The sequence below is a fragment of the Salinicoccus sp. Bachu38 genome, from assembly GCF_038561955.2.
Taxonomy (GTDB): domain Bacteria; phylum Bacillota; class Bacilli; order Staphylococcales; family Salinicoccaceae; genus Salinicoccus; species Salinicoccus bachuensis.
The window spans coordinates 1,081,308-1,101,844 of sequence record NZ_CP138333.2 but is presented as its reverse complement, the minus strand read 5'-3'; the positions used below and the strand labels follow the sequence as shown (position 1 = coordinate 1,101,844).

Sequence of the window (20,537 nt, the reverse complement as noted above, 5' to 3'; positions counted from 1 at the left end):
TCCATCGGGGATTGTTTCATATGCTGGATCGTGAGAGCGAAGCCAGCCGCTTTGCAGGATGATTTTCGGGAATCCTTGGACTTCCCTTCCCGAACAGGTTCTCCCTCAGTGTGGACGCCTCGTACTCTTTCCTGAAGCTGCCTCTTTCCTGGAGGACGGGGACGACGAGTTCTATGAAATCCTCGAATGTCCCGGGAGAGTGGGCCTGGATGATATTGAAGCCGTCTGCATCCCCTTCATTCGCCATCGACTCGAGTGCATCGGCGACCTGTTCCGGCGTACCGACCACTTTTGTCGCCCCGATGCCGAGACCGTGATGCAGCACCGCTTCCCTGACCGTCCATCTCCTGCTCGTACTCGCCACCGTGTATTTCTGCAGAAATCCATGGGAAGCATCGGTTCTAATGTTTTCCACATACTGGTCGGGGTCATACCCGGAAAAATCGATGCCTGTATGGCCACTCAGCATGGACAGCGTCCCTTCATAGCTGACGTGGGAAAGGAGTGTTTCATATTTCTCCTGTGCCTCCGCTTCCGTCCTGCCGACAACCGGTACGATGCCTGGGAATATTTTGATGTCTTCAGGATTTCTCCCGGCTTCAGATGCCCGTCTGCGGATATCTGATGTGAATGATTTCAGCTCCTCCAGATTGCTCGCTATGGTGGTGAAGAGCGCCTCGGCATGCTTGGCGGCGAATGCCCTGCCCTTTTCGGAGGCTCCCGCCTGGAAGAGGACCGGTGTACGCTGGGGAGATGGTTCGACCACATGCATCCCCGGGACGCTGAAGAACTCCCCTTCATGACTGATCGGATGGACCTTCTTCGGATCTGCATAGACGCCGGTTTCGACATCCGCTTTTACTGCATCCTCCTCCCAACTGTGCTCCCACAGTTTATAGACGACATCCATGTATTCATCCGCCCGTTCATACCTCCTGTCATGCTCGATCTGATTCGCAAGGCCGAGATTCACCGCTTCGCTCTTCAGATACGACGTCACGATATTCCATGCCACACGTCCCTTCGTCAGATGATCCAGTGTCGAGAAGTCCCGTGCCAGTTTATAGGGTTCGGCATATGTAGCCGAACATGTCGCAGCAAAGCCCAGATGTTCCGTCGCTGCCGCCATTGCTGAAATCTGGAGCATGGGGTTATGCAGGGGGACCTGGACGGCATTTTCAATTGAAGTGTCGGGGCCATCCTTATAGACATCATATATGCCGAGCACATCGGCAAGGAACATTCCGTCAAACTTGCCGGCTTCAAGCAGCTTTGCAAGATCCACCCAATAGTCGAGATCTCCATGACGCACCCCCTGGTCCGCTTCATGCCTCCATAATCCCGGGGAATGCGGGGCGACAGTGTTCATCGTAAAACCATTCAGCCGAATCTGCTTCTTCATAGATCATCTCTCCCTTTACAGTATTCATCGAAAAAACCCATCAAAAAAGTAGGAAATTAAAAATACCCCATCCAATGAGGAAGAGGTATTAGGCAAGAGACGCTCCTCCTCATCTTCCAAGCATGACGCTTGTTGGAATTGGCACCGTTCAACTTTTGAAAGTGGGGTTGCCGCAGGATCTCAGGACCAATTTCCTCCCCTGGCTCTTGATAAGGAATATATTCAATTTAGAGTTAAAAGCTATGATATCAGCTATATAATTTTCTGTCAAATTCAAATTTTTAAATATTTTAGTTCCATGGGATATATCCATGAGGGGAAGAGACGGACGTCAGCCCCCATCACCTCCGTTTTGGACTCGGGCCGCGTTTTACTTCCCTCGGCAATTCGAAGAACGGCTGGATATCCTGCACGTATTCGAGAATGCCCATGAAGTCGCCACTTTCATCGAATACAGCCTTATATGTGACATGGACATACTTGTCCTTCTTTCTGAACCACATCGTTTCTGATTCCTTTTTCCTCTTTTTCAGGTCATGGATGATGTGCATCACCTTCTTCGTACTTTTCGGCGGATGGCAGTTGGCAACGTTCCTGCCGATGGACAGTGGTGTACGTATGAACATCATCTCACCTGATTCCACAATGTCATTGAAGTATTTGAAGAGTCCATTCCGATCGACAAACGTGATTTCGACAGGAAGATGATTCAGTATCAGGTTCGCTTCCTTCGCTGTCAGATAGCCCCCGCCAAATTGCATGTGGACCGTATCATCCAGGGACTCGGACTGATTCCGCCTGTCGTATCCACTTCCATTCTGATACTTGCCCACGGAATCTATCGCATATCCGAATGCCCTGCTCTCCGCTGCAATCGCCGTCCAATCCCGCTCTTTGAACAGGGACTGTGTCAACGGTATGAGGAGGTATGTTTCCTCGAGCATCATTTCCTCACACGCGTCCTTCAGGTCATCAAACGATCTTCTTACATGACGGAATTTGATGTCGTCGATCTTTTCCGTCCGTTTCCTCAAAGCCCGGAGCAGAAGGCGGATGGTATCGTGCTGCGCCCACATCTTCCGCGGGAGTGTATAGATGCCGCGGCGCTCGAGAAGTGGAAAATAGAGTTTCTCCTTCCTGTTGAAGTGGCAGTTGATATCCTCGAACCGAATGACTTCTGCGATGAGCGTGTCCACCATCGTCCGCTCCCCTGCCTCGTAGCACTCGAGAAGGTGGCCGATGATTTCCAGCGATCCGGAAAGCAGCCTGTTTTCCTTCTTCAGTATGCGAAGTGGATGACTGCCATCTTTTGATACATGGATATCAGTCAATGATTTACGATGGATGTGTTCATGGATATCGAGAAATTCCCTGACATCATATATGGAAACCTCCTTTTCCACATACTTCACTTCCATTATCGCACCAAGCATTTCACCCGGTTCCATTTCCTCCAATGCCGCGCTGAAATCAGCCATCACGCTCTCCACCGGCTCTCCCCGGTTCATCCTGAGCAGCAGAGATCTTACTTTGCTGACGTCCGTTGTTGCCATGGACATGCAATCACCCCTTCAAATTTTTCTCTTCCTTTTAAACATGTATCATCAATACATCTATTATATGACATTTCCCCCTCCCGGTACCGCCTGTTTCAAATCGTTAACATTTTTTTCGCTATTGCGAGATATTTTAGACACAAAAAAGCGCCCTTCAAAGTTTCCACATCTTCCGTGGCTCCTTTGAAGGACGCTTATCGGTGTTTCTATACCTGTATCATGCCCTTCTCCCGCATTTCGAGAAGAGCCGTTTCGAGCGCATGGACGACATGCTCGAAGACGAGGCCGCCCTGGACGAATACAGTGTAGGGTTCCCTGATCGGCCCGTCTGCGCTGAGTTCGAGGGAGGCGCCCTGGACGAATGTTCCGGCGGCCATGATGACCGGATCCTCATATCCCGGTATGTCGCTTGGCACGGGAAGAAACTGTGAATTGACGGGCGAGGCCTTCTGTATCATCTGGGTGAAGGTGACCATCTCCGCCTCCGTATTGAAGGACACGCTCTGGATCAGATCAGTCCGTTCTGCATCCGGTGCCGGATCTGTCGCAAGCCCCGCCTTCGACAGCAGGTGACTCGTCAGTACTGCTCCGTTCAGGCTCTCCACCACCGCATGCGGCGCCATAAAAAAGCCCTGGTACATGTCAGTGTTGGCGTTCAAACTCGCCCCCATCTCCTTGCCGATGCCGGGCACGGTGAGTCGGTAGCTGATCCGCGTGATGAGGTCCTGATCCCCTGCGATGTAGCCGCCCATCCGGGCGAGTCCGCCGCCAGGATTCTTGATTAGACTCCCGGCGATGACATCCGCGCCGGCCTCGACCGGTTCGCGGGTCTCTACAAACTCGCCGTAGCAGTTGTCGACGAAGACGATGATGTCCGGATATTCCGCTTTTATCCTGCTGATCATCGCCTCCATTTCACTGATGGTCAGCGACTTGCGCATGCTGTATCCGCGGGAGCGCTGGATGGCGACCATCTTCGTCCGATCTGTTATGGCATCCATGATCGCCGCTTCATCAAACCGGTCATCCACGAGATCGATGGACCGGCAGCCTACCCCCTTCTCCCGCAGGCTGCCGACGTCCCGATCGGAACTGCCGATGACCTTGGCAAGCGTATCGTAGGGTTCGCCGCTGATATAGATGAGCTCATCACCCGCCTCGAGCAGTGAGAGCAGGACCAGGCTGATGGCGTGGGTGCCTGAGATGATCTGGCTTCTGACGAGCGCATCCTCACTCCTGAAGACCATACGGTAGATCTCTTCAAGCTTGTCCCGTCCAACATCATCATATCCATAGCCTGTCGTGCCGGAAAAGTCGCTTTCGGCCACCCCATTCTCATGGAAGGCATGCATGACTTTCTTAAAATTTTTTCTTGCGATCTTTTTGTTTTCCCTGATGATCGGATCGATCTCTTCGATTGCTTCCTCAATCAGGCGACTGATATCTGTTTCTGTATACTCCACGCGGTCATGCCTCGTTTCTTTCTGAAATTCTCCGGCTCCATGAACCGGGTGGTTCGTAGCCTTTCAGCCTGTATGTCCCCGCTTCTTCATCAAGCTCCTGTTCATCGACGATGGTATACCGCTTGAGGTCGTAGATCTTCTGGGGTTCGGACATGGGCAGCTCGGCTTCATATTCCTCCATATATTCCTTCATGAACCCTTCGAGCACCTCCAGGATATCCTGGGGCGGCATGTCCTTGTTGACATAGGCATGCGGCTCACCTGGTGTGTAGTACCGTCCGTCATCGATGTCCGTCTTGTTGAAGAAGACGATGGAAGGGATGTGCTCCATGTTGAGCTGGGCCACAAGTTTCTTCACGGTATCGTAATGGGTTTCCAGATTTTCCGAGCTATTGTCAATGACATGGATCAGAAAGTCGCTGTCGGCCGCTTCCTCAAGCGTGGACTTGAAGCTTTCGACCAATGTCGTCGGCAGGTTCTGGATGAATCCGACGGTATCGGACAGAATGCATTCGAATCCGGAAGGCAGTGTAATCTGCCTTGTTTTCGGATCGAGTGTGGCGAACAGGGCATTCTCCTCATACGTATCACTTTTCGCCATCGTGTTGAACAGAGACGACTTCCCGGCATTCGTATAGCCGATCAGCGAAATTTTGACAACCTGGTTGCGGTTCCTCTTTTCACGGTATCTCTCACGATGGGATTCCACGACTTTGAGCTGCTTCTTTATCTCCTTTATCCGCTGGTTGATGTGTCTGCGGTCGGTTTCGAGCTTCGTCTCTCCCGGCCCCCTTGTGCCGATGCCGGCCCCGAGGCGGGACAGGTTGATGCCCTGGCCTTTCAGACGCGGTACGAGATACTGCAGCTGGGCAAGCTCTACCTGCAGCTGCCCGGCCTTCGATTGTGCCCTCAGGCTGAATATGTCCAGTATGACCTGTGTACGGTCGATGACCTTCGTATCCATGACCGCCTCTACTGCACGGTTCTGGCTGGCCGTAATCTCGTCATTGACAATCGTATAGTCTATCTCCTCATCCACATCATAGCTTTCACGTGTTTCCGAGAGGAATCCGGTACCGACATAGGACCTCGGATCCTTTGTCGTACGGTTCTGGATATGGACACCGATGATTTCGATGCCGACCGATTCTGCAAGGCTCCGAAGCTCCTCCACTTCTGTCTGAATGTCTTTTCTTTTCGGTGTGTTCACTGCGATGATGACACCTCTATATGTGTTTGACACTTGAGCACCTCCTACGTTACTTTAATATATCATACCCTTTTTGCTGAACGGATAGAGATGTTTTTGTTTAGCATGGGAGTATTTTGTCTAAATAAGTTATATATTTGTGTTTCTCGCTTTTAGAAAGGGGTCCAAAATCATGAAGACGCATCTATATGATATAGAAGTCCATGATGACACCGGTACACCGATGCGTATGGCGGACTTTGCGGGCAAAGTCATACTTATCGTCAACACAGCAAGCGAATGCAGTTTCCGCAACCAGCTTTCGGAACTTGAATTTCTCTATCAGAAATACAGGGATGAGGGGCTCGTCATACTCGTCTTCCCTTCCGATGATTTCATGAATTCGGAACCGCTTGATGCCACCGCCGCCAAGACCCACTACCGTAACGAATACGGCGTGACGTTCCGGGTCATGGAGAAGACGGAGGTCAAAGGCGACCGGATCCATCCCCTGTTCAAATATCTGACCGAGGGCAGAAGCGGCCTGTTCACCAACACTGTGAAATGGAATTTCACCAAGTTCCTCATTTCAAGGGAAGGCCGGATCGTGAACCGGTTTTCTCCGCAGAAATCGCCCATGGCACTTGAAGAGGACGTTAAAAAGGTGCTGAGAGGCTAAAAAAGCATCCCATTGCGATGGGATGCTTTTTGCTATTTTGTAAATGTGCTGATGGCATGCTTGTAGATCAGATGGTTCTTGCCGCCGGAATGGAGTTGGATAACGAATTTATCAAAATCGATGACAGTGCCCCTCATCTGAAAACCATTCACCAGAAATACGGTAACCTCGACTTCGGACTCCTTGAATTCGCTGAGAAACTTATCCTGTAGATCGCCATTAGTCATTTTTCTTTCTCTCCTTCATCTGTAGGAATTGATATATATCCTCAAATATTATATCCATATTCACTGAATCAAGATCATACCACTTTACGGGGAGCTGGTTTCTGAAGAAGGTCAGTTGCCGCTTGGCATACTGTCTGGTATGCTGCTTGATCGTTTCCTTCACATCATTGAGGGATGCCTCCCCTTCGAAGTACGGGAGAAATTCCTTATAGCCGATAGCCGCGCCCGCTGTTTTCGATAGTGACCGGCGCTGGAACAGGTTCCTCACCTCATCCTCGAGCCCCATCTCGAACATCTTTTCGACACGTGCGTTGATATTGCTGTGAATCGACTTCCTATCACGTGTCAATCCTACTATAAATGTATCATATTTCAACTCATCTGTGTAGCCGGGGCCTATTCTGTTGCTGATCCTGTCACTCAGTTCATGCTTGACCAGGGCGCGGATGACACGCTTGCGGTTGTTTGGATGGATCTCCTCGGCAAGCTTCGGATCGATGGATCTGAGGCGGCTGTGGAGGATCGGCGTCCCCAGCTGTTCGAGGCGTTCTGTCAACGCCCGCTTCTCCTTGTCGTCCTCATCGTCAAATTCATATCCATAGATGAGCGCCCGGATATAGTGACCCGTCCCGCCGACAATGAACGGTACACGGCCGTCTTCGTGGAATTCGTCTATGATTTCGTCCACATGTTTCTGGAACTGGTGCACTGAAAATGTGGTATCCGGGGGCATGACGTCGATCATATAATGCTGCACGCCGTCCATCTCCTCGTCGGTGATCTTCCCTGTGCCGATATCCATTCCCTGATAGACTTGCATCGAGTCGCCACTGATGATTTCGAGGTTGAACCGCTTTGCGATTTCAACACCGAGCTTGGATTTCCCGATGGCTGTGGGTCCCACGAGTATAAGCAGTTTCTTCTTTTCAGACATGTCTCATCACCCATTCCAGTAGTCTGTTGTAAACCTGTTCGCGATTCTTTTCAAACAGGACTTCGTGCCGGCTGGTATCATACAGCTGTACGGTCACCGTATCCGCATACTGCCTGTAGCGGCGCGCAAGCTTCCTCACGTCGGCCCCCCTGTTGGAGAACGGGTCTTCCTTGCCGCCGATCAGAAGTATGGGCGCCTGCGGATCCAGCTTCTTCAGGCTCCGGTGCTTCCGGCTGAGCCTGACATGGCGAAGTATTTCGGAAAGTGCCCGGTTGCTCATCAGGAATCCGCAGTATGGATCCTCATTATACTGCCTGACATGCGTCCCGTCCGCTGAAAGCCATCTGTTCTTCTGCATGCCTTCAAAAGATGCATCATATCCGAGGAAAGCCAGCCGGTTGATCGTCTTGGATCGCGCTTTTGGTGTGGCATCAGCCACCTTTCTGAGCAGTTTCGACGCAACCTGGTCGGTGATGGCATCCTTATTGCCGGTGCCGACGATGATGCCGCCATCATATATGCCGTGTTCGAGCAGCCTTCTGGCCACGATGGATCCCATGGAGTGGCCAAGGATGAATTTCGGCAGAGACCGGGGAATCAGCCTGGACACCGCCCGCGCATCATCGATCAGCAGGTTGAAATCGTCAAAATGTCCGGGATCTCCGGTATCCTTCCCATGGCCCCGATGGTCATGCATGACGACCATGCAGTCGTTCATCGCAAGCCATGTCATCATTTCGGTATAGCGCTCCTTGTGTTCGGCCATGCCATGGAGCAGCTGGATGGCGCAGATGGGTCTTTCGGGCGAGAAGATTGTGGTCTGTATTTCCCTGCCCTCGTTGTATACCATGCGTTCGCTGATTTTCATCTTTTGCCTCCCTATTTCATGATGCGGTTGAACATGCGCTCGATTTCGTAAGTGCTCATATGGATGATGACCGGCCGGCCGTGCGGGCAGGTGTAGGGCGACCTGCATGCCCTGAGGGATTCGAGCAGCGCTTCTGTCTGCGGCCTGTCCAGGTAGTGGTTGGCTTTGATTGACTGCTTGCAGCTCATCATGATGGCCATCTCCTCCTTGTACTGGCTGACCGAGAAGTCCTCCTTTGAGGAGACGAAATGGATCAGGTCCTCTATGTCGGCTTCCGGATTCTTCTCATCGATCCAGCTTGGATACCGCGTCACGGCGTACTGTCTGATTCCGGTCTTCTCAATTTCAAAACCGAGGGACTGGAGCCTTTTCAGCCTGTCGTCTATCGCTATTATATCATTCATCGGGAATTCGAATGTATATGGGATGAGCAGCGGGATGCCATCGGTTTCCTCCTGGACGATGTTTTCCGAGTAGTATTCGTACTTGATCCGCTCCTGGGCGGCGTGCTGGTCCATCATATACATGCCGGTGTCGTTCTGCAGGATGATGTAGGTGCCATGCAGCTGGCCGACGATCTCAAGGTAGGGCAGCTTCTCCCGTTCCTCCTCCCCGGAGTGCGTATGTGGGATGTGCGCTGGTGTATCCCGCCGTTTCGGCGGAGTGGACGGTTCCGGTGTCCGTGCCCGCGCCTCCTTCAGCACCGTCCGCTCTGGGGCCACCCTGTAGCCGCCCGGTGTGCTTTCATCATCACGGGCTGCCGGTGTCTTCTGTATGGATGGCTCTGCTTTTGGCGGTACGGACCGCTCTGCAGTGAAATCCAGCGCCTCCTGGGTGGACTTCTCCTGCCGCCGCGGCTTCTCCCGTGATACATCAGGGATGAGCATTTCATTTTTCACATGCGTCCCGATCGCCGATTCAAGCAGCCTGTTCAGCTCGCGCTCCTTTGAGAAGCGGACTTCTATTTTGGACGGATGGACATTGACATCGACCAGTTTCGGATCCATCGTGATGTCGATGACCACGATCGGAGACTTGTCCTTCGGCAGCAGTGTATGGTAGCCGTTCACGATCGACTGCGAAAGCCTGAAGTTCTTGATGAACCTGCGGTTGACGGAGATGTTGAGATAGTTCCTGTTGCTGCGGTTGATCTCCGGGCGGATGGCATAGCCCCGAATTTCAAAGTCCGCATCGTGCGCATCGATTTCGACCGCATGGCGGGCGACGTTCAGACCGTATATGTCGCTGATGACCTCCTTGAGGTTGCCGTTCCCTTTCGTCATGACCTTCTCCTGGCCATCCAGGACGAGGCGGAAGCTGATGTTCGGGTTGGCAAGCGCCATGCGCTGGATGATGTCGATGATCTTGCCGCTTTCCGTCCGCATGGAGCGCATGTACTTCAGCCTGGCCGGGGTGTTGAAGAAGAGGTCGGTGATGGTGATGTCCGTCCCCTGCCGCTCCTTGCCCGGAATCTGCTCGATCAGGCTTCCGCCTTCGAAACGGATGAAGACCGGATTGCCTGCACTGTGCTTCGTCTCCACGGTCACTTTCGCCACGGCACCGATACTTGCCAGCGCCTCCCCGCGGAAACCGAGGGAGCGGATCTGAAAGAGGTCGTAGTCCGTATCGATCTTGCTTGTGGCATGCCGCTGGAAAAGCAGCGGGCCATCCGTATGATGGATGCCGTCCCCGTTGTCGACGATACGGATCTGCTTCATTCCCGATTCCTCGATGAACACTTCGACCTGCGTCGCATGGGCATCGATGGAGTTTTCGACCAGCTCCTTGACCACGGAGCTCGGACGCTCGACCACTTCGCCTGCGGCTATCTTGTTCTGTATCGCACTATCCAATACTTTAATCGGACTCATATCATCACTCGCCTTCAAGCTCGTTTTTTAGTTCCTGCAGCTTCATCATCGCATCAAGCGGCGTCATCCGGTTGAGATCGAGCGATTTCAGCTGATCGATGACGGGATGGACTTCGAATGTCTCCGTATCATCAAGCGGGAGTTCCAGCTGCTGGTTTCCGGTCACCCGTCCGTCCTGTTCGAACGTCTTCAGCAGGTCATTCGCCCGATGGGTGACTTCATCCGGCAGTTCGGCAAGCTTCGCCACATGGATGCCGTAGCTCCGCTCCACCGGCCCCGGCTTCACCTTGTGCAGGAATATCAGTTTGCCGTCGTACTCGGTCGCCTTTACATGGACATTCTTCAGGTGGTCAAGCTCGGTGCTGAGACGCGTCATCTCATGGTAGTGGGTCGAGAACAGCGTCTTCGCCCCGATGTGGTGGTGGATGTATTCAAGCATCGCCTGAGCAAGGGACATGCCGTCATAGGTTGAGGTGCCCCGCCCGATTTCATCGAAGATGAGGAGGCTGTTTTCCGTCGCATTCTGAAGTGCGTCATTCGCCTCCATCATTTCGATCATGAAGGTGGATTTCCCGCTGGCCAGGTCGTCGCTCGCCCCGATGCGTGTGAATATCTGGTCGAAGATCGGCAGGACCGCGGCCTCCGCCGGGACATACATCCCCATCTGGGCCATGATGCTGATGATTGCAACCTGGCGCATATAGGTGCTCTTGCCTGACATGTTCGGCCCTGTGATCAGATAGATGAATGTATCCCGGTCCATGTCGAGGGAGTTCGGCACATAGGTGTTCTCGCCAATCACCTTCTCCACAACAGGGTGGCGCCCTTCCGTAATCGACAGTTCATCCCCGCTGAACTCGGGGCGTACAAGCCGGTAGTCATTTGCCACCGTCGCAAACGATACAAGGCAGTCCAGCGTGCTGATGATATCCGCTGTCGTCTGCAGCCTCGGTATGAACTGCTCCATATGTTCCCTGAGTGCGACGAACAGCTCGTACTCGAGTATGATACTTTCATCCTGCGCACTGAGCAGTTTCGATTCCATCTCCTTGAGTTCCGGTGTGATGAAGCGTTCTGCATTCGTCAGCGTCTGCTTGCGCTGGTAGTCGAACTTTTCGGCATCGAAGTTCACCGCGTTGCCTTTGGAGATTTCGATATAGTAGCCGAACACCTTGTTGAAGCCGACCTTCAAGTTTTTGATGCCGGTCCGCTCCCTTTCCCGCTCGATGTAGTCATTGAGCCACACTCTGCCGTTGTTTGAGATATACCGGTATTCATCGAGCCTGTTGCTGTAGCCCTCCCTGAAGATGCCGCCCTCGCGGATGGTCTTCGGAGGTGAATCATCGAGGCTGTCCGCCAGCAGTTCGTGGACATCATCGAGAATGTCGAAGGACCGGAAGAGCGGCGTGCCGAGCAGCCCGATCCGTTCGAGCATTTCAGCGACGGCAGGAAGCCCCTGGAGGGAATCCCGCATCTGCACGAGGTCCTTTGCATCGATATTGCCGAAGCTCAGCCGGCCGACAAGCCGCTCGATGTCATATACATTGTTGAGTAGGCTGCGCATATCCTCGCGTTCGATGAAGTGGTCGAGGAGGACCGCGACCGCCTCATGGCGCTCTTCGATCGCCGTCTGGCGGAGAAGCGGACGCTCGATCCATTTCCTCAGCTTGCGCTTGCCCATCGGGGTTTCCGTCCGATTCAGATACCAGAACAGGGAGCCCTTCGTCTTTTTCGTCTGCAGGCTCTCAAGCAGCTCCAGATTGGAGAGTGCCGCATAGTTCAGCTGCATCGTCTCCTTGATGCGGTGCTTTTCCACGGTCCTGAAATGTTTCAGGTCCTTCATGTTGTGGGCGCGGATGTAGGCCACGAGCAGATTGAGCGTCTCCCGTTCCCCTTCCGTGATATCTGCCCCGTATTCGAGCGGAAAATGCGTTTGGTTAGAAAACGGTGTATTCACCGGCGGGTCGGAATAGAGTTCGGACAGCAGGCCTTCGATGCCCTCCTCGACCACAATCTCCCTTGGCCGGATGCGGTCTATTTCACTCTTCAATACACCGAGGTCCTCTGTCGAAAATGCAAATATCTCCCCGGTCGAAATATCCGAATAGGCGGCGGTGAAACGGCCGGATTTTTCATCCAATGCAAGGATATAGTTGCTCCTGCCATCGTCCATGCCAAAGTCATCAATCAGTGTCCCCGGCGTGATGATACGCACCACTTCCCGCTTCACCATGCCTTTCGTCTGCTTCGGGTCCTCCATCTGTTCGCAAATGGCAACCTTGTACCCCTGGTCGATCAGCCGTTCGATATAGCCCTTTGCAGAATGATAGGGGACGCCGCACATCGGGATGGGATCCTTCTTCTTGTCCCGTGATGTCAGGGTGATTTCAAGAACCTTGCTCGCTGTAATCGCATCATCGTAGAACAGCTCGTAGAAATCACCCAGTCTATAGAAGAGCAGCACTCCCGGGTGCGCCTCCTTGATATTCAGATATTGTTGCATCATTGGTGTTACAGTAGCCATCTAAACACTTCCATTACTAAAATATAACTGCATTATATCATGCAGCCCTTCAAATGTTGAACTGCTTTAGGATCCCTTTTTCATCCAGCTGCCTGAGCAGAAGCCATGAGACCACCGAACCGATCATCGTGCTGACGAGAAATGCCGGCGCCAGCACCCAGAAGAAATCCCTCTCCAGACCGAGTATCATGATCAGCGGCAGAGTGGCGAGCGAACCGATTACGCCCGTACCCAGTACCTCTCCGATGGCGGAGACGCCGAGCTTTTTGAATTTCCTGTACAGTATGAACGCGACGAGCGCCCCGAGCATGCTGCCTGGATAGGCGAACGGGGACCCCGTCCCCATCATGATCCGTATCGTGGATGACAGGAATGCCTGGACGATGGCCCATGGCCCTGTAAATACGACGGAGAGGACATTGATGAGGTGCTGTACAGGTGCAGCCCTGATCGGTCCTACGGGTATGATGATGAACATGCTGAGTACGACGTTGAGTGCGGTGAGCACACTCGTAATGGTCATTTTTCTGGTCATTCCATCACTCTCCTTTGAAAAAAGGGCCACGCATCCCTATACGGATGCGTAGCCCTTATGAATTTAATGTTTTTTATTTATTTTCCTGGTTCGGCATATTCCTCATTGCCGCTCCGGTCTCGCCCTGGAGCAGATCTCCGCCCGTGGAAGTGATGATGTCATTCGTCACTGTCTGGCTGATGGCATGGGAGACCATCTGAAGCAGTTCGTTGACCTCTCCCTGGGATTCCTTGAACTGGTTGACGATCGGCATTTCGTCGAGTTCCGCCTCGACTTTCTTGATCTTCTCTTCGGTCATCTGATATGCGCGTTCCTTGCCGTAGTTCTGGAAGTTGACCGCCTGCTTCTGCAGACTTTTCAAACTTGCCATCTTTTCCCTGACATCCTTATTTTCATGGATCTTGGCTTCGGCCTTCTTGAAGAAGTCCACCTGTTCCGTCTGGGCGATCATGTTGCCGAGCCCTTTCGCTTCTTTCACAATATCATCTTTCGTATACATTGAACTGCCACCTTTTCCCTATTTTAAAACCATCCATAAGATGATTCATTATACTTTCATCCATTGTCCGCAATCTGATACGGTTGCTGAAATCTCCTATCAGTATATACGTTTTTCTCCCATATTTCAAAACTATTCGACCCCGGAATTCATCTCGCGTCCACAGTGTCAAACGGGCTGAACCATCCCCCGAGGAAAGAGGAGAGGATGACACCGAGAAGGATGAGCAGGATGAAGTGGAAGTCATGGATGGAATAGATGGTGCGGTGGTAATAGGTTCTCGGTCCGTCGTCGAACCCTTTGGATTCCATGGCGACCCCGAGACGCCAGGCCCGCCTGATGCTCTGGCTGAGCAGGGTGACGATCGTCGATATGAACCCCTGCAATCCGCTGATGTACTTGCGGTGGATCAGTGCCCGTCTCACTTTGCGGGCACGCCTCAATGCAAGATATTCACCCGCAATGATCGGCACCATGCGGAGTGCCGCCATGAACGAATAGGCATACTTCGGCTTCAGCCCCCCTTGCTGCATCAGACTGTAGAAGACGTCCGTGATGCGTGTAGTGAAGACGATGAGTGCTCCGAAGAAGGAGAGCGTGATGCCGCGCATCATGATATGCAGGCCGCGTACAGCACTCTCTTCGGTGACATGGATGATTCCAAACTGGAAGACTGTCGTCGTCCCTTCGCCGTAGAGGATCATATACAGGCTTGAAATGAAGCCGAAAAACAGGATGATACCTGTCAGGAGTGCGATATAGACGTACTTCACACCGCTCAATATGAAAAGCAGAATGAACATGATGACCGACAGATGGAAAAGGTGGTTTGGGTCATGGATGAGGATGACGGTCAGAAACAGCCCGACGGCCACAAGGATTTTGACGAGGGGATTGACCCGGTCGGCGAATGTGCTGTAGCGCTTCACCGCTTCAGGCATGTCCATCCCCCCGTTCGACAAGGCGTCCGTCTTCAATCAGCAGGCGTCTCGATGGATAGCGCTTCATGATCTCCGCATCATGGGTGATCATGATGACGCTCGTCCCCCGCTTCACCATGTCGTGAATCATCGTGAGCAGGCCGAAGGCATGACGCTGGTCAAGACCGAATGTCGGTTCATCGAATATGATGACTTCCGGCACCCCGCCTGCCGCCGTCGCGACACTCAGACGCCGCTTCTGCCCGGTGGATATTTCCAGCGGATGCAGATGAGACACATGTCCGAGTCCGAAGCGTTCGAGCAGTGCATCCGTCTCCCGGCGTGCCGTCCTGTCATCATGGTGCATCTCCAGATTGATGAACACTTCGTCGAACACACGGTTCGTAATGAACTGCAGCTCCGGATTCTGGAAGACCGGATAGACTCTGCCCTCGAGATGCCGCGTCCTGCCGACCCGGCTGCCCCCAAAAAATACCTTGCCTCCTGAGGGAATGAGTTTCATCAATGCGAGCAGCAGGCTCGATTTTCCCGTGCCATTGTCCCCTTCGAGTGTAATCCATTCACCCTTTCCGATCCTCAGATCATCTATCGTCAAAAGACGCCTGCCCCCTCTTCTGATGGAGAGGTCCCTTGCTTCCATCAGTGTACCGGACCCCGGTGCAATTTTCGGGAGGACAGGGGCGTCCTGCCACGAACATGGATGCCACACGCCGTATTGGTCGAGCAGCCGGCGATGCTCGTCCAGCATTTTTCCGGGTGTGGCGGAACACACGATTACACCGTCATCATTCATCAGTATCACCCGGTCGACCGTGTGCCATAGTTCTTCGACACGATGTTCGACGATGACGACGGTCAGATCATTCCACATCGCCCTCACGGTATCCCAGAGATGAGCCGCCGATTTGCTGTCCAGCATGCTTGTCGGCTCATCCAAAAACAGCGTGTCTGCCTGCTGGAGCAATGCCGAGGCGATGGCGAGCTTCTGCTTCATGCCTCCTGACAGCGTCTGGATGGCGCTCTCCGGGGCCACATCAAGCCCGACCATGCTGAGCGCTTCCGTGAACAGGGGTTCCATCTCCTCCTCAGCCACCTGCCTGTTCTCGAGGACAAAGGCGAGCTCTTCGGCGACTGTCGGCATCGTGAACTGGGAATCCGGATCCTGGAAGACGTATGCACAGGACGCGGGCATTTTGAGCCGATCCGCCTTCATCGGTATGGTGATCGTATCCGGTATGAGGCCCCCGAGCACATTGAGCAGGGTGCTCTTGCCCGAGCCGCTCGGCCCGACGATGAGCACCTTTTCACCCTCCCCTATTTTCAGGTCGAGATCGGTGAAGAGAGGCGATTCTGATTCCGGGAACCGCAGACGCAATTTTTCCACTTCGATGCACATGATCAAAGCCCTTCTTCAGCAGCATGGCCATTGCCGACGAGTTTCAGCACACCGGTCTCCTTCAGCGCACGGTACAATAGGTGCGCCAGCCAGCCGGCAATGAGTGCACCACTCAGCACCCTGAAACCGAACATCAACAGCAGATTCCATGTCGCCAGCTGGCCGAGGTAGCCGTAGTACCAGTCGAGTGGGAACGTCGCGAGCGCAGCTGAGATGCCGGCGATGACCGCCACCATCAGGGATGTGCTTTTGTACTTCACGATGGCGAATACGATTTCGCATGCAAGCCCCTGGATGAGTCCGTACACGATCAGCATGACATCGAACTGCAGCATGACGATCGTTTCACCGGATGCCGCTGCAAATTCCGCAATCAGTGCCACGCCGGGTTTCCTTATGATGAGATAGGCGACCACCGCTGCGATGAACCACATGCCGTACAGCAGCTGATTGAGGTGCAGTCCGAGCGGTTCGAGCGCCGTATAGACCCCACCCCATATCGAATAGATGAACGAGAATACCAGGGCGACGACGACCGTGATCAACACATCGGTCAGGGTCAGCCCTTTTCTTTTTGCCATGTTACCAACCTCCATAAATTATTTTCCAAATAAAAAAACACACCACTAGCGGAGTGGTGTGCATATTATATGTAAAATATGCCACTTCCCTACGCTAGTATGATCTAGATCAGGTGATAAGGGTAATTCTCAGTCCTTGCGGACACCCCTAGTGGTGGTTATTTATTCGGTTGGTTCCATGATAGTACACTTTCCGAATTTTGTGAAGTCATTTATTGTCGGCGACCATCTGGTAGTAGCGGCCGCGCTGTCTGATGAGCTCCTCTTCAGAACCGCTTTCGACCAGTTCACCGAGCTCCATGACGAAGATCCGGTCCACGGCCTTTATCGTATTCAGCCTGTGGGCGATGATGATGCTCGTCCGATCCTTCATCAGCCGCTCGAGCGCCTCCTGGATTTTGAGCTCCGTCACCGTATCGATGCTGCTCGTCGCTTCGTCCAGGAGCAGTATGGCCGGATCCGTGATCAGGGCCCTGGCAATCGATATCAGCTGCTTCTGTCCCTGGGAGATGAATCCTTCATCTGCTTCCAGCACGGTATCATAGCCCTCCTCGAGTGCAACGATGAATTCGTGTGCGTTGGCAAGTTTCGCCGCCTCCACCACTTCCTCATCCGTCGCATCGAGCTTGCCGTAGCGGATGTTTTCCCTGATCGTCGATTCGAACAGGTAGGGATCCTGCAGCACGAAAGCCGTCTGCGAACGGACTGTCGAACGGCTGTAGTCGAGGATGTTCTGTCCATCAATCCTGACCGCTCCGGAATCCGTTTCATAGAATCTTGCCAGCAGCTGCATGACGGTCGTCTTGCCCGCACCGGTCGCGCCAATCAGGGCAACCGATTCGCCTGCATCTATCCTGAAGCTCAAGTTTCTGATGGTCGGGTTTTTCTGCGTCGGATCGTAGGAGAAGGAGACATCATCAAATTCAATCTCACCCTTTATGGTGCTGTCCACAATCGTCCCCTCGTCCTTTTCGGGCTCCGAATCGATGATGCCGAATACACGCTCTGCACCGGCGATGGCCGAAAGCACCTGATTGAACTGGTTGGAGAGGTCGGCAAGCGGCCGCGTGAACTGCCTGGCGTACTCTGCGAACACGACGATGGTGCCGATGGTGACGAGTCCGTCCGTATAGAAGACGAGCAGGCCGCCAGCGCCGGCCACGATGGTGAAGCTGACGTTGTTCAGCATGTTCATCACCTTCGGGATGAAGCCGGCATACAGGAATGCCCAGAACGTGATGTCCCTGAGATTGCCCGCCTTTTCATTGAAGTTGCGGATCGCCGTCTCCTCCTGGGAGAACACCTTGACGATCTCCTGGCCGGAGACCATCTCCTCGATATAGCCATTCAGCTCCCCGGTCGCCCGCTGCCGCTTCTTGTAGAGCGGTCCGGTACGCCTTGTGATGAAGCCTACAGCAAATATCAGCACCGGAATGATCAGCACGGTGAGGAGGGTGAGCAGCGGACTCAGGTACAACATGACACTGATCGTGCCGATTAGTGTGACGATGCTTGTCGTGAACTGGATGAATGATGTATTGAGCGTCTGTGAAATCGTCTCGATGTCATTGGTCATGCGGCTCATCAGCTCGCCGTGCTGCCGCTTGTCGTAGAAGGAGACCGGCAGCTTCTGCATATGTGAGAACAGCCGGCTTCTCAGCTTGTACACCGTCCGCTGGGACAGGCCCACCATGAAGAAGGCCGCGGTATACTGGGTCGATGACAGCAGGATATAGACGACAAGCAGGAAGAGCAGTATGGTGGACAGTCCGTCCATCTCCCCCGGTATGAAGTAGTTGTCCACGATGTAGCCGACGAGGAAAGGCCCTGTAATGCTCAGCAGGCTGGTCAGGGTCACAAGGAATATGATGCCATACAGGAGGGCCCGCTCTTCTGAGATGAACTGCCACATCCGTTTGAGGGTGCCGCCGATGTCATTGGCCCGCTGGTCCTCCTTATTTTTCCTGCGGCCGATCTCCTTCTTTTTGAGGACCGGTTCATGGCCGAAAGGCCGTCTGATAAAATCAATCATCCAATTGACCCCCTTCCGTTTGCGATTCGACGATGGAACGATAGAGCGCAGACTGCTCCATCAGCTCCTCATGGGAGCCGAGCGCACTGATCTCCCCATTATCAAGGAGCAGGATGCGGTCGGCCATCCTGGCCGTGATGACCTTCTGCGTGACGATGATGCGCGTTGTGTTCTCATCCTTGATGGATTCCCACAATGCCGATTCCGTACGGATGTCGAGCGCGGAGGTGCTGTCATCGAGGATGAGGATACCCGGTTTCCTGACAAGTGCACGTGCAATCGACAGGCGCTGCTTCTGCCCGCCGGAAAGCGTGACGCCCCGCTGTCCGACCCGCGTGTCATAGCGGTGGTCGAACGACTCGATCGAACGGTGGATCTGCGCCTTCTGTGTGGAGGTGAAAATCTCGGACTCTCCGGCTTCCAAATCCCCCCACAGCAGGTTTTCGAAAATGCTGCCTGAGAACAGGACGGCGGATTGCGGTACATAGCCGATGGTCTGCCTCAGATCATCTTCGTTCCAGTCCTTTACATTGGTGCCGTTGACATAGACATCGCCTTCCCTGACATCGTACATCTTCGGTATCAGACTGAGCAGCGTGCTTTTTCCGGACCCCGTACCGCCCATAATTACGAACTTTTCATTTTCCCTGATATCGAAATTGATATCCCGGAGCACATAGCGTGTGGAGCCCGGATATTTGAAGGAGACATTGTCGAACTTCACGGTGCCCGCACGGTCCTCCTTCTTTATTACGTCATTCTCATTCACACTGACCGGTGTCTTCAGGACTTCCTCCATCCGTTCACTGGAAGCCTTCGACCGGCTGAAAGCGATGATGATGAATGCGAACATGGAGAATCCACCCTGCATCCTCAGGGCATAGTTGATGACCGCGACGACTTCCCCGACCTGGACAGTGTTGTTCTGCAGCAGGTCGGAAGCCATCCACAGGACGATGAGCAGGCTCCCGTTGATGACGAGCAGCAGGACGGGCATGATGGATTCCATCAGCCTGAGGGCATAGATTGTATCTTCCCTGAGCCTGCCGGCGACTTTGCTGAACTTGCTGATTTCAAACTGTTCGCGGTCATTCGCCTTGATCAGCCTTACGGCCTCCAGGTTCTGCTGGATGAAGCGGTTGATCTTATCCAGCCGCTTCTGGACGCGCAGGAACACCTGCCCCCCTTTGCGGGCGGTGAAGATGAGGAAAATCAGCAGCAGCGGTGTCAGGAACGACAGATAGAATCCGAGTGTCGGATTGACGACGAACGACATGATGAGCGATCCGACGACGAGCAGCGGCGCCCGGAGGATGATGCGCAGCGACATGTAGAGGAGCATCTCCGTCTGCAGCACATCCTGTGTCATGCGGGTGATCAGGCTGGATGTGGGAAACTTGGACAGGGTGGAAAGTGTGAAGTACTGCACCTTCCTGAACAGGGCCGTCCTTATGTCATAGCTGAAGCTGTTGGCGACATGGCTCGAAAAATAGGAATTGATGATTCCGCTGATGAACGCGGCCATGCTGATGGCGAACATGACGGCCAGGTAGAACCATACGGTATCGATGTCCTGGGCGACGATACCGTCATCAATCACCTTTGAGATGAGGTACGGCTGCAGCAGCTCCACTGCCAGTTCAATAAACATGAAAAACAGTGCCACTGCGATGAACCATTTATATTTGAGCGCGTATTTATAGACTGTTAGCAATTGTTCCCACCCATTTCTTTCGGTTACCGAAGTATTACGTCAATTATGACATAATTCTGTCTTTTTTGACAGACAAAATAAAAAATACACCCGAAGCTTCTGTACTTCAGGTGTACTGCAATGAAT

Annotated in this window: 17 protein-coding genes and 2 riboswitches; of the genes, 1 reads left to right on the top strand and 16 read right to left on the bottom strand. The window is 53.3% G+C overall.

The genetic code is table 11. From position 1 onward, the window contains the following. Positions 1 to 16: 16 nt before the first annotated feature. From RQP18_RS05425 to hflX, 4 genes are all read right to left on the bottom strand, one after another. Positions 17 to 1,402: an LLM class flavin-dependent oxidoreductase gene (locus RQP18_RS05425; protein WP_342389139.1), complete on the bottom strand. Its 1,386-nt coding sequence runs from the start codon at positions 1,400 to 1,402 to the stop codon at positions 17 to 19. Between the two features lie 106 nt (positions 1,403 to 1,508). Next, a riboswitch (SAM riboswitch) is annotated at positions 1,509 to 1,618 on the bottom strand. Between the two features lie 125 nt (positions 1,619 to 1,743). Next, positions 1,744 to 2,961 carry a PAS domain-containing protein gene (locus RQP18_RS05420; protein WP_342389138.1) on the bottom strand — a complete coding sequence of 406 codons (1,218 nt, stop codon included), beginning with the start codon at positions 2,959 to 2,961 and terminating at the stop codon, positions 1,744 to 1,746. A gap of 203 nt (positions 2,962 to 3,164) precedes the next feature. After that, on the bottom strand, positions 3,165 to 4,421 hold the full coding sequence (locus RQP18_RS05415; RefSeq protein ID WP_342389137.1) for an aminotransferase class I/II-fold pyridoxal phosphate-dependent enzyme: 1,257 nt from the start codon (positions 4,419 to 4,421) through the stop codon (positions 3,165 to 3,167). Positions 4,422 to 4,425: 4 nt separating this feature from the next. After that, complete coding sequence (hflX, locus tag RQP18_RS05410) at positions 4,426 to 5,664, bottom strand: GTPase HflX (RefSeq protein ID WP_342389136.1); 1,239 nt, start codon at positions 5,662 to 5,664, stop codon at positions 4,426 to 4,428. Between the two features lie 139 nt (positions 5,665 to 5,803). On the opposite strand from hflX, the gene RQP18_RS05405 reads away from it, so the two are divergent. Then, on the top strand, positions 5,804 to 6,289 hold the full coding sequence (locus RQP18_RS05405) for a glutathione peroxidase (RefSeq protein WP_342389135.1): 486 nt from the start codon (positions 5,804 to 5,806) through the stop codon (positions 6,287 to 6,289). 32 nt (positions 6,290 to 6,321) lie between these two features. Here RQP18_RS05405 and hfq read toward each other — a convergent pair whose 3' ends face one another. The 12 genes from hfq to RQP18_RS05345 all read right to left on the bottom strand — a co-directional run bounded on the left by hfq (position 6,322) and on the right by RQP18_RS05345 (position 20,411). Then, positions 6,322 to 6,516 carry an RNA chaperone Hfq gene (hfq, locus tag RQP18_RS05400; protein WP_031548660.1) on the bottom strand — a complete coding sequence of 65 codons (195 nt, stop codon included), beginning with the start codon at positions 6,514 to 6,516 and terminating at the stop codon, positions 6,322 to 6,324. Beyond that, positions 6,509 to 7,450, bottom strand: coding sequence for a tRNA (adenosine(37)-N6)-dimethylallyltransferase MiaA (gene miaA, locus RQP18_RS05395; RefSeq protein WP_342389134.1), 942 nt, complete (start codon positions 7,448 to 7,450; stop codon positions 6,509 to 6,511). The genes hfq and miaA overlap by 8 nt, the downstream gene beginning before the upstream one ends. Continuing rightward, positions 7,443 to 8,318, bottom strand: a complete 876-nt coding sequence (locus RQP18_RS05390; RefSeq protein ID WP_342389133.1) for an alpha/beta hydrolase — start codon at positions 8,316 to 8,318, stop codon at positions 7,443 to 7,445. The genes miaA and RQP18_RS05390 overlap by 8 nt, the downstream gene beginning before the upstream one ends. Positions 8,319 to 8,329: 11 nt before the next feature. After that, a complete protein-coding gene (gene mutL / locus RQP18_RS05385; RefSeq protein ID WP_342389132.1) occupies positions 8,330 to 10,189 on the bottom strand; it encodes a DNA mismatch repair endonuclease MutL in 1,860 nt (619 codons plus the stop codon). Positions 10,190 to 10,193: 4 nt separating this feature from the next. Continuing rightward, a complete protein-coding gene (mutS, locus tag RQP18_RS05380) occupies positions 10,194 to 12,713 on the bottom strand; it encodes a DNA mismatch repair protein MutS (RefSeq protein ID WP_342389131.1) in 2,520 nt (839 codons plus the stop codon). A gap of 49 nt (positions 12,714 to 12,762) precedes the next feature. Then, positions 12,763 to 13,248 (bottom strand): energy coupling factor transporter S component ThiW, encoded by a 486-nt coding sequence (thiW, locus tag RQP18_RS05375; RefSeq protein ID WP_342389130.1) that lies wholly within the window; start codon positions 13,246 to 13,248, stop codon positions 12,763 to 12,765. A 73-nt stretch (positions 13,249 to 13,321) separates the two neighbouring features. Then, positions 13,322 to 13,747, bottom strand: coding sequence for a RicAFT regulatory complex protein RicA family protein (locus tag RQP18_RS05370; protein ID WP_342389129.1), 426 nt, complete (start codon positions 13,745 to 13,747; stop codon positions 13,322 to 13,324). Positions 13,748 to 13,896: 149 nt separating this feature from the next. Further along, positions 13,897 to 14,688 carry an energy-coupling factor transporter transmembrane component T family protein gene (locus RQP18_RS05365; protein ID WP_342389128.1) on the bottom strand — a complete coding sequence of 264 codons (792 nt, stop codon included), beginning with the start codon at positions 14,686 to 14,688 and terminating at the stop codon, positions 13,897 to 13,899. Next, positions 14,681 to 16,084 (bottom strand): ABC transporter ATP-binding protein, encoded by a 1,404-nt coding sequence (locus RQP18_RS05360; protein ID WP_342389127.1) that lies wholly within the window; start codon positions 16,082 to 16,084, stop codon positions 14,681 to 14,683. The genes RQP18_RS05365 and RQP18_RS05360 overlap by 8 nt, the downstream gene beginning before the upstream one ends. A 2-nt stretch (positions 16,085 to 16,086) precedes the next feature. Continuing rightward, the gene (locus RQP18_RS05355) at positions 16,087 to 16,665 is read right to left on the bottom strand and encodes an ECF transporter S component (protein ID WP_342389126.1); all 579 of its coding nucleotides are present in this window, start codon (positions 16,663 to 16,665) and stop codon (positions 16,087 to 16,089) included. 69 nt (positions 16,666 to 16,734) lie between these two features. After that, positions 16,735 to 16,825, bottom strand: a riboswitch (TPP riboswitch). Positions 16,826 to 16,873: 48 nt separating this feature from the next. Next, on the bottom strand, positions 16,874 to 18,697 hold the full coding sequence (locus tag RQP18_RS05350; protein WP_342389125.1) for an ABC transporter ATP-binding protein: 1,824 nt from the start codon (positions 18,695 to 18,697) through the stop codon (positions 16,874 to 16,876). Further along, the gene (locus tag RQP18_RS05345; RefSeq protein ID WP_342389124.1) at positions 18,690 to 20,411 is read right to left on the bottom strand and encodes an ABC transporter ATP-binding protein; all 1,722 of its coding nucleotides are present in this window, start codon (positions 20,409 to 20,411) and stop codon (positions 18,690 to 18,692) included. The genes RQP18_RS05350 and RQP18_RS05345 overlap by 8 nt, the downstream gene beginning before the upstream one ends. Positions 20,412 to 20,537 lie beyond the last annotated feature (126 nt).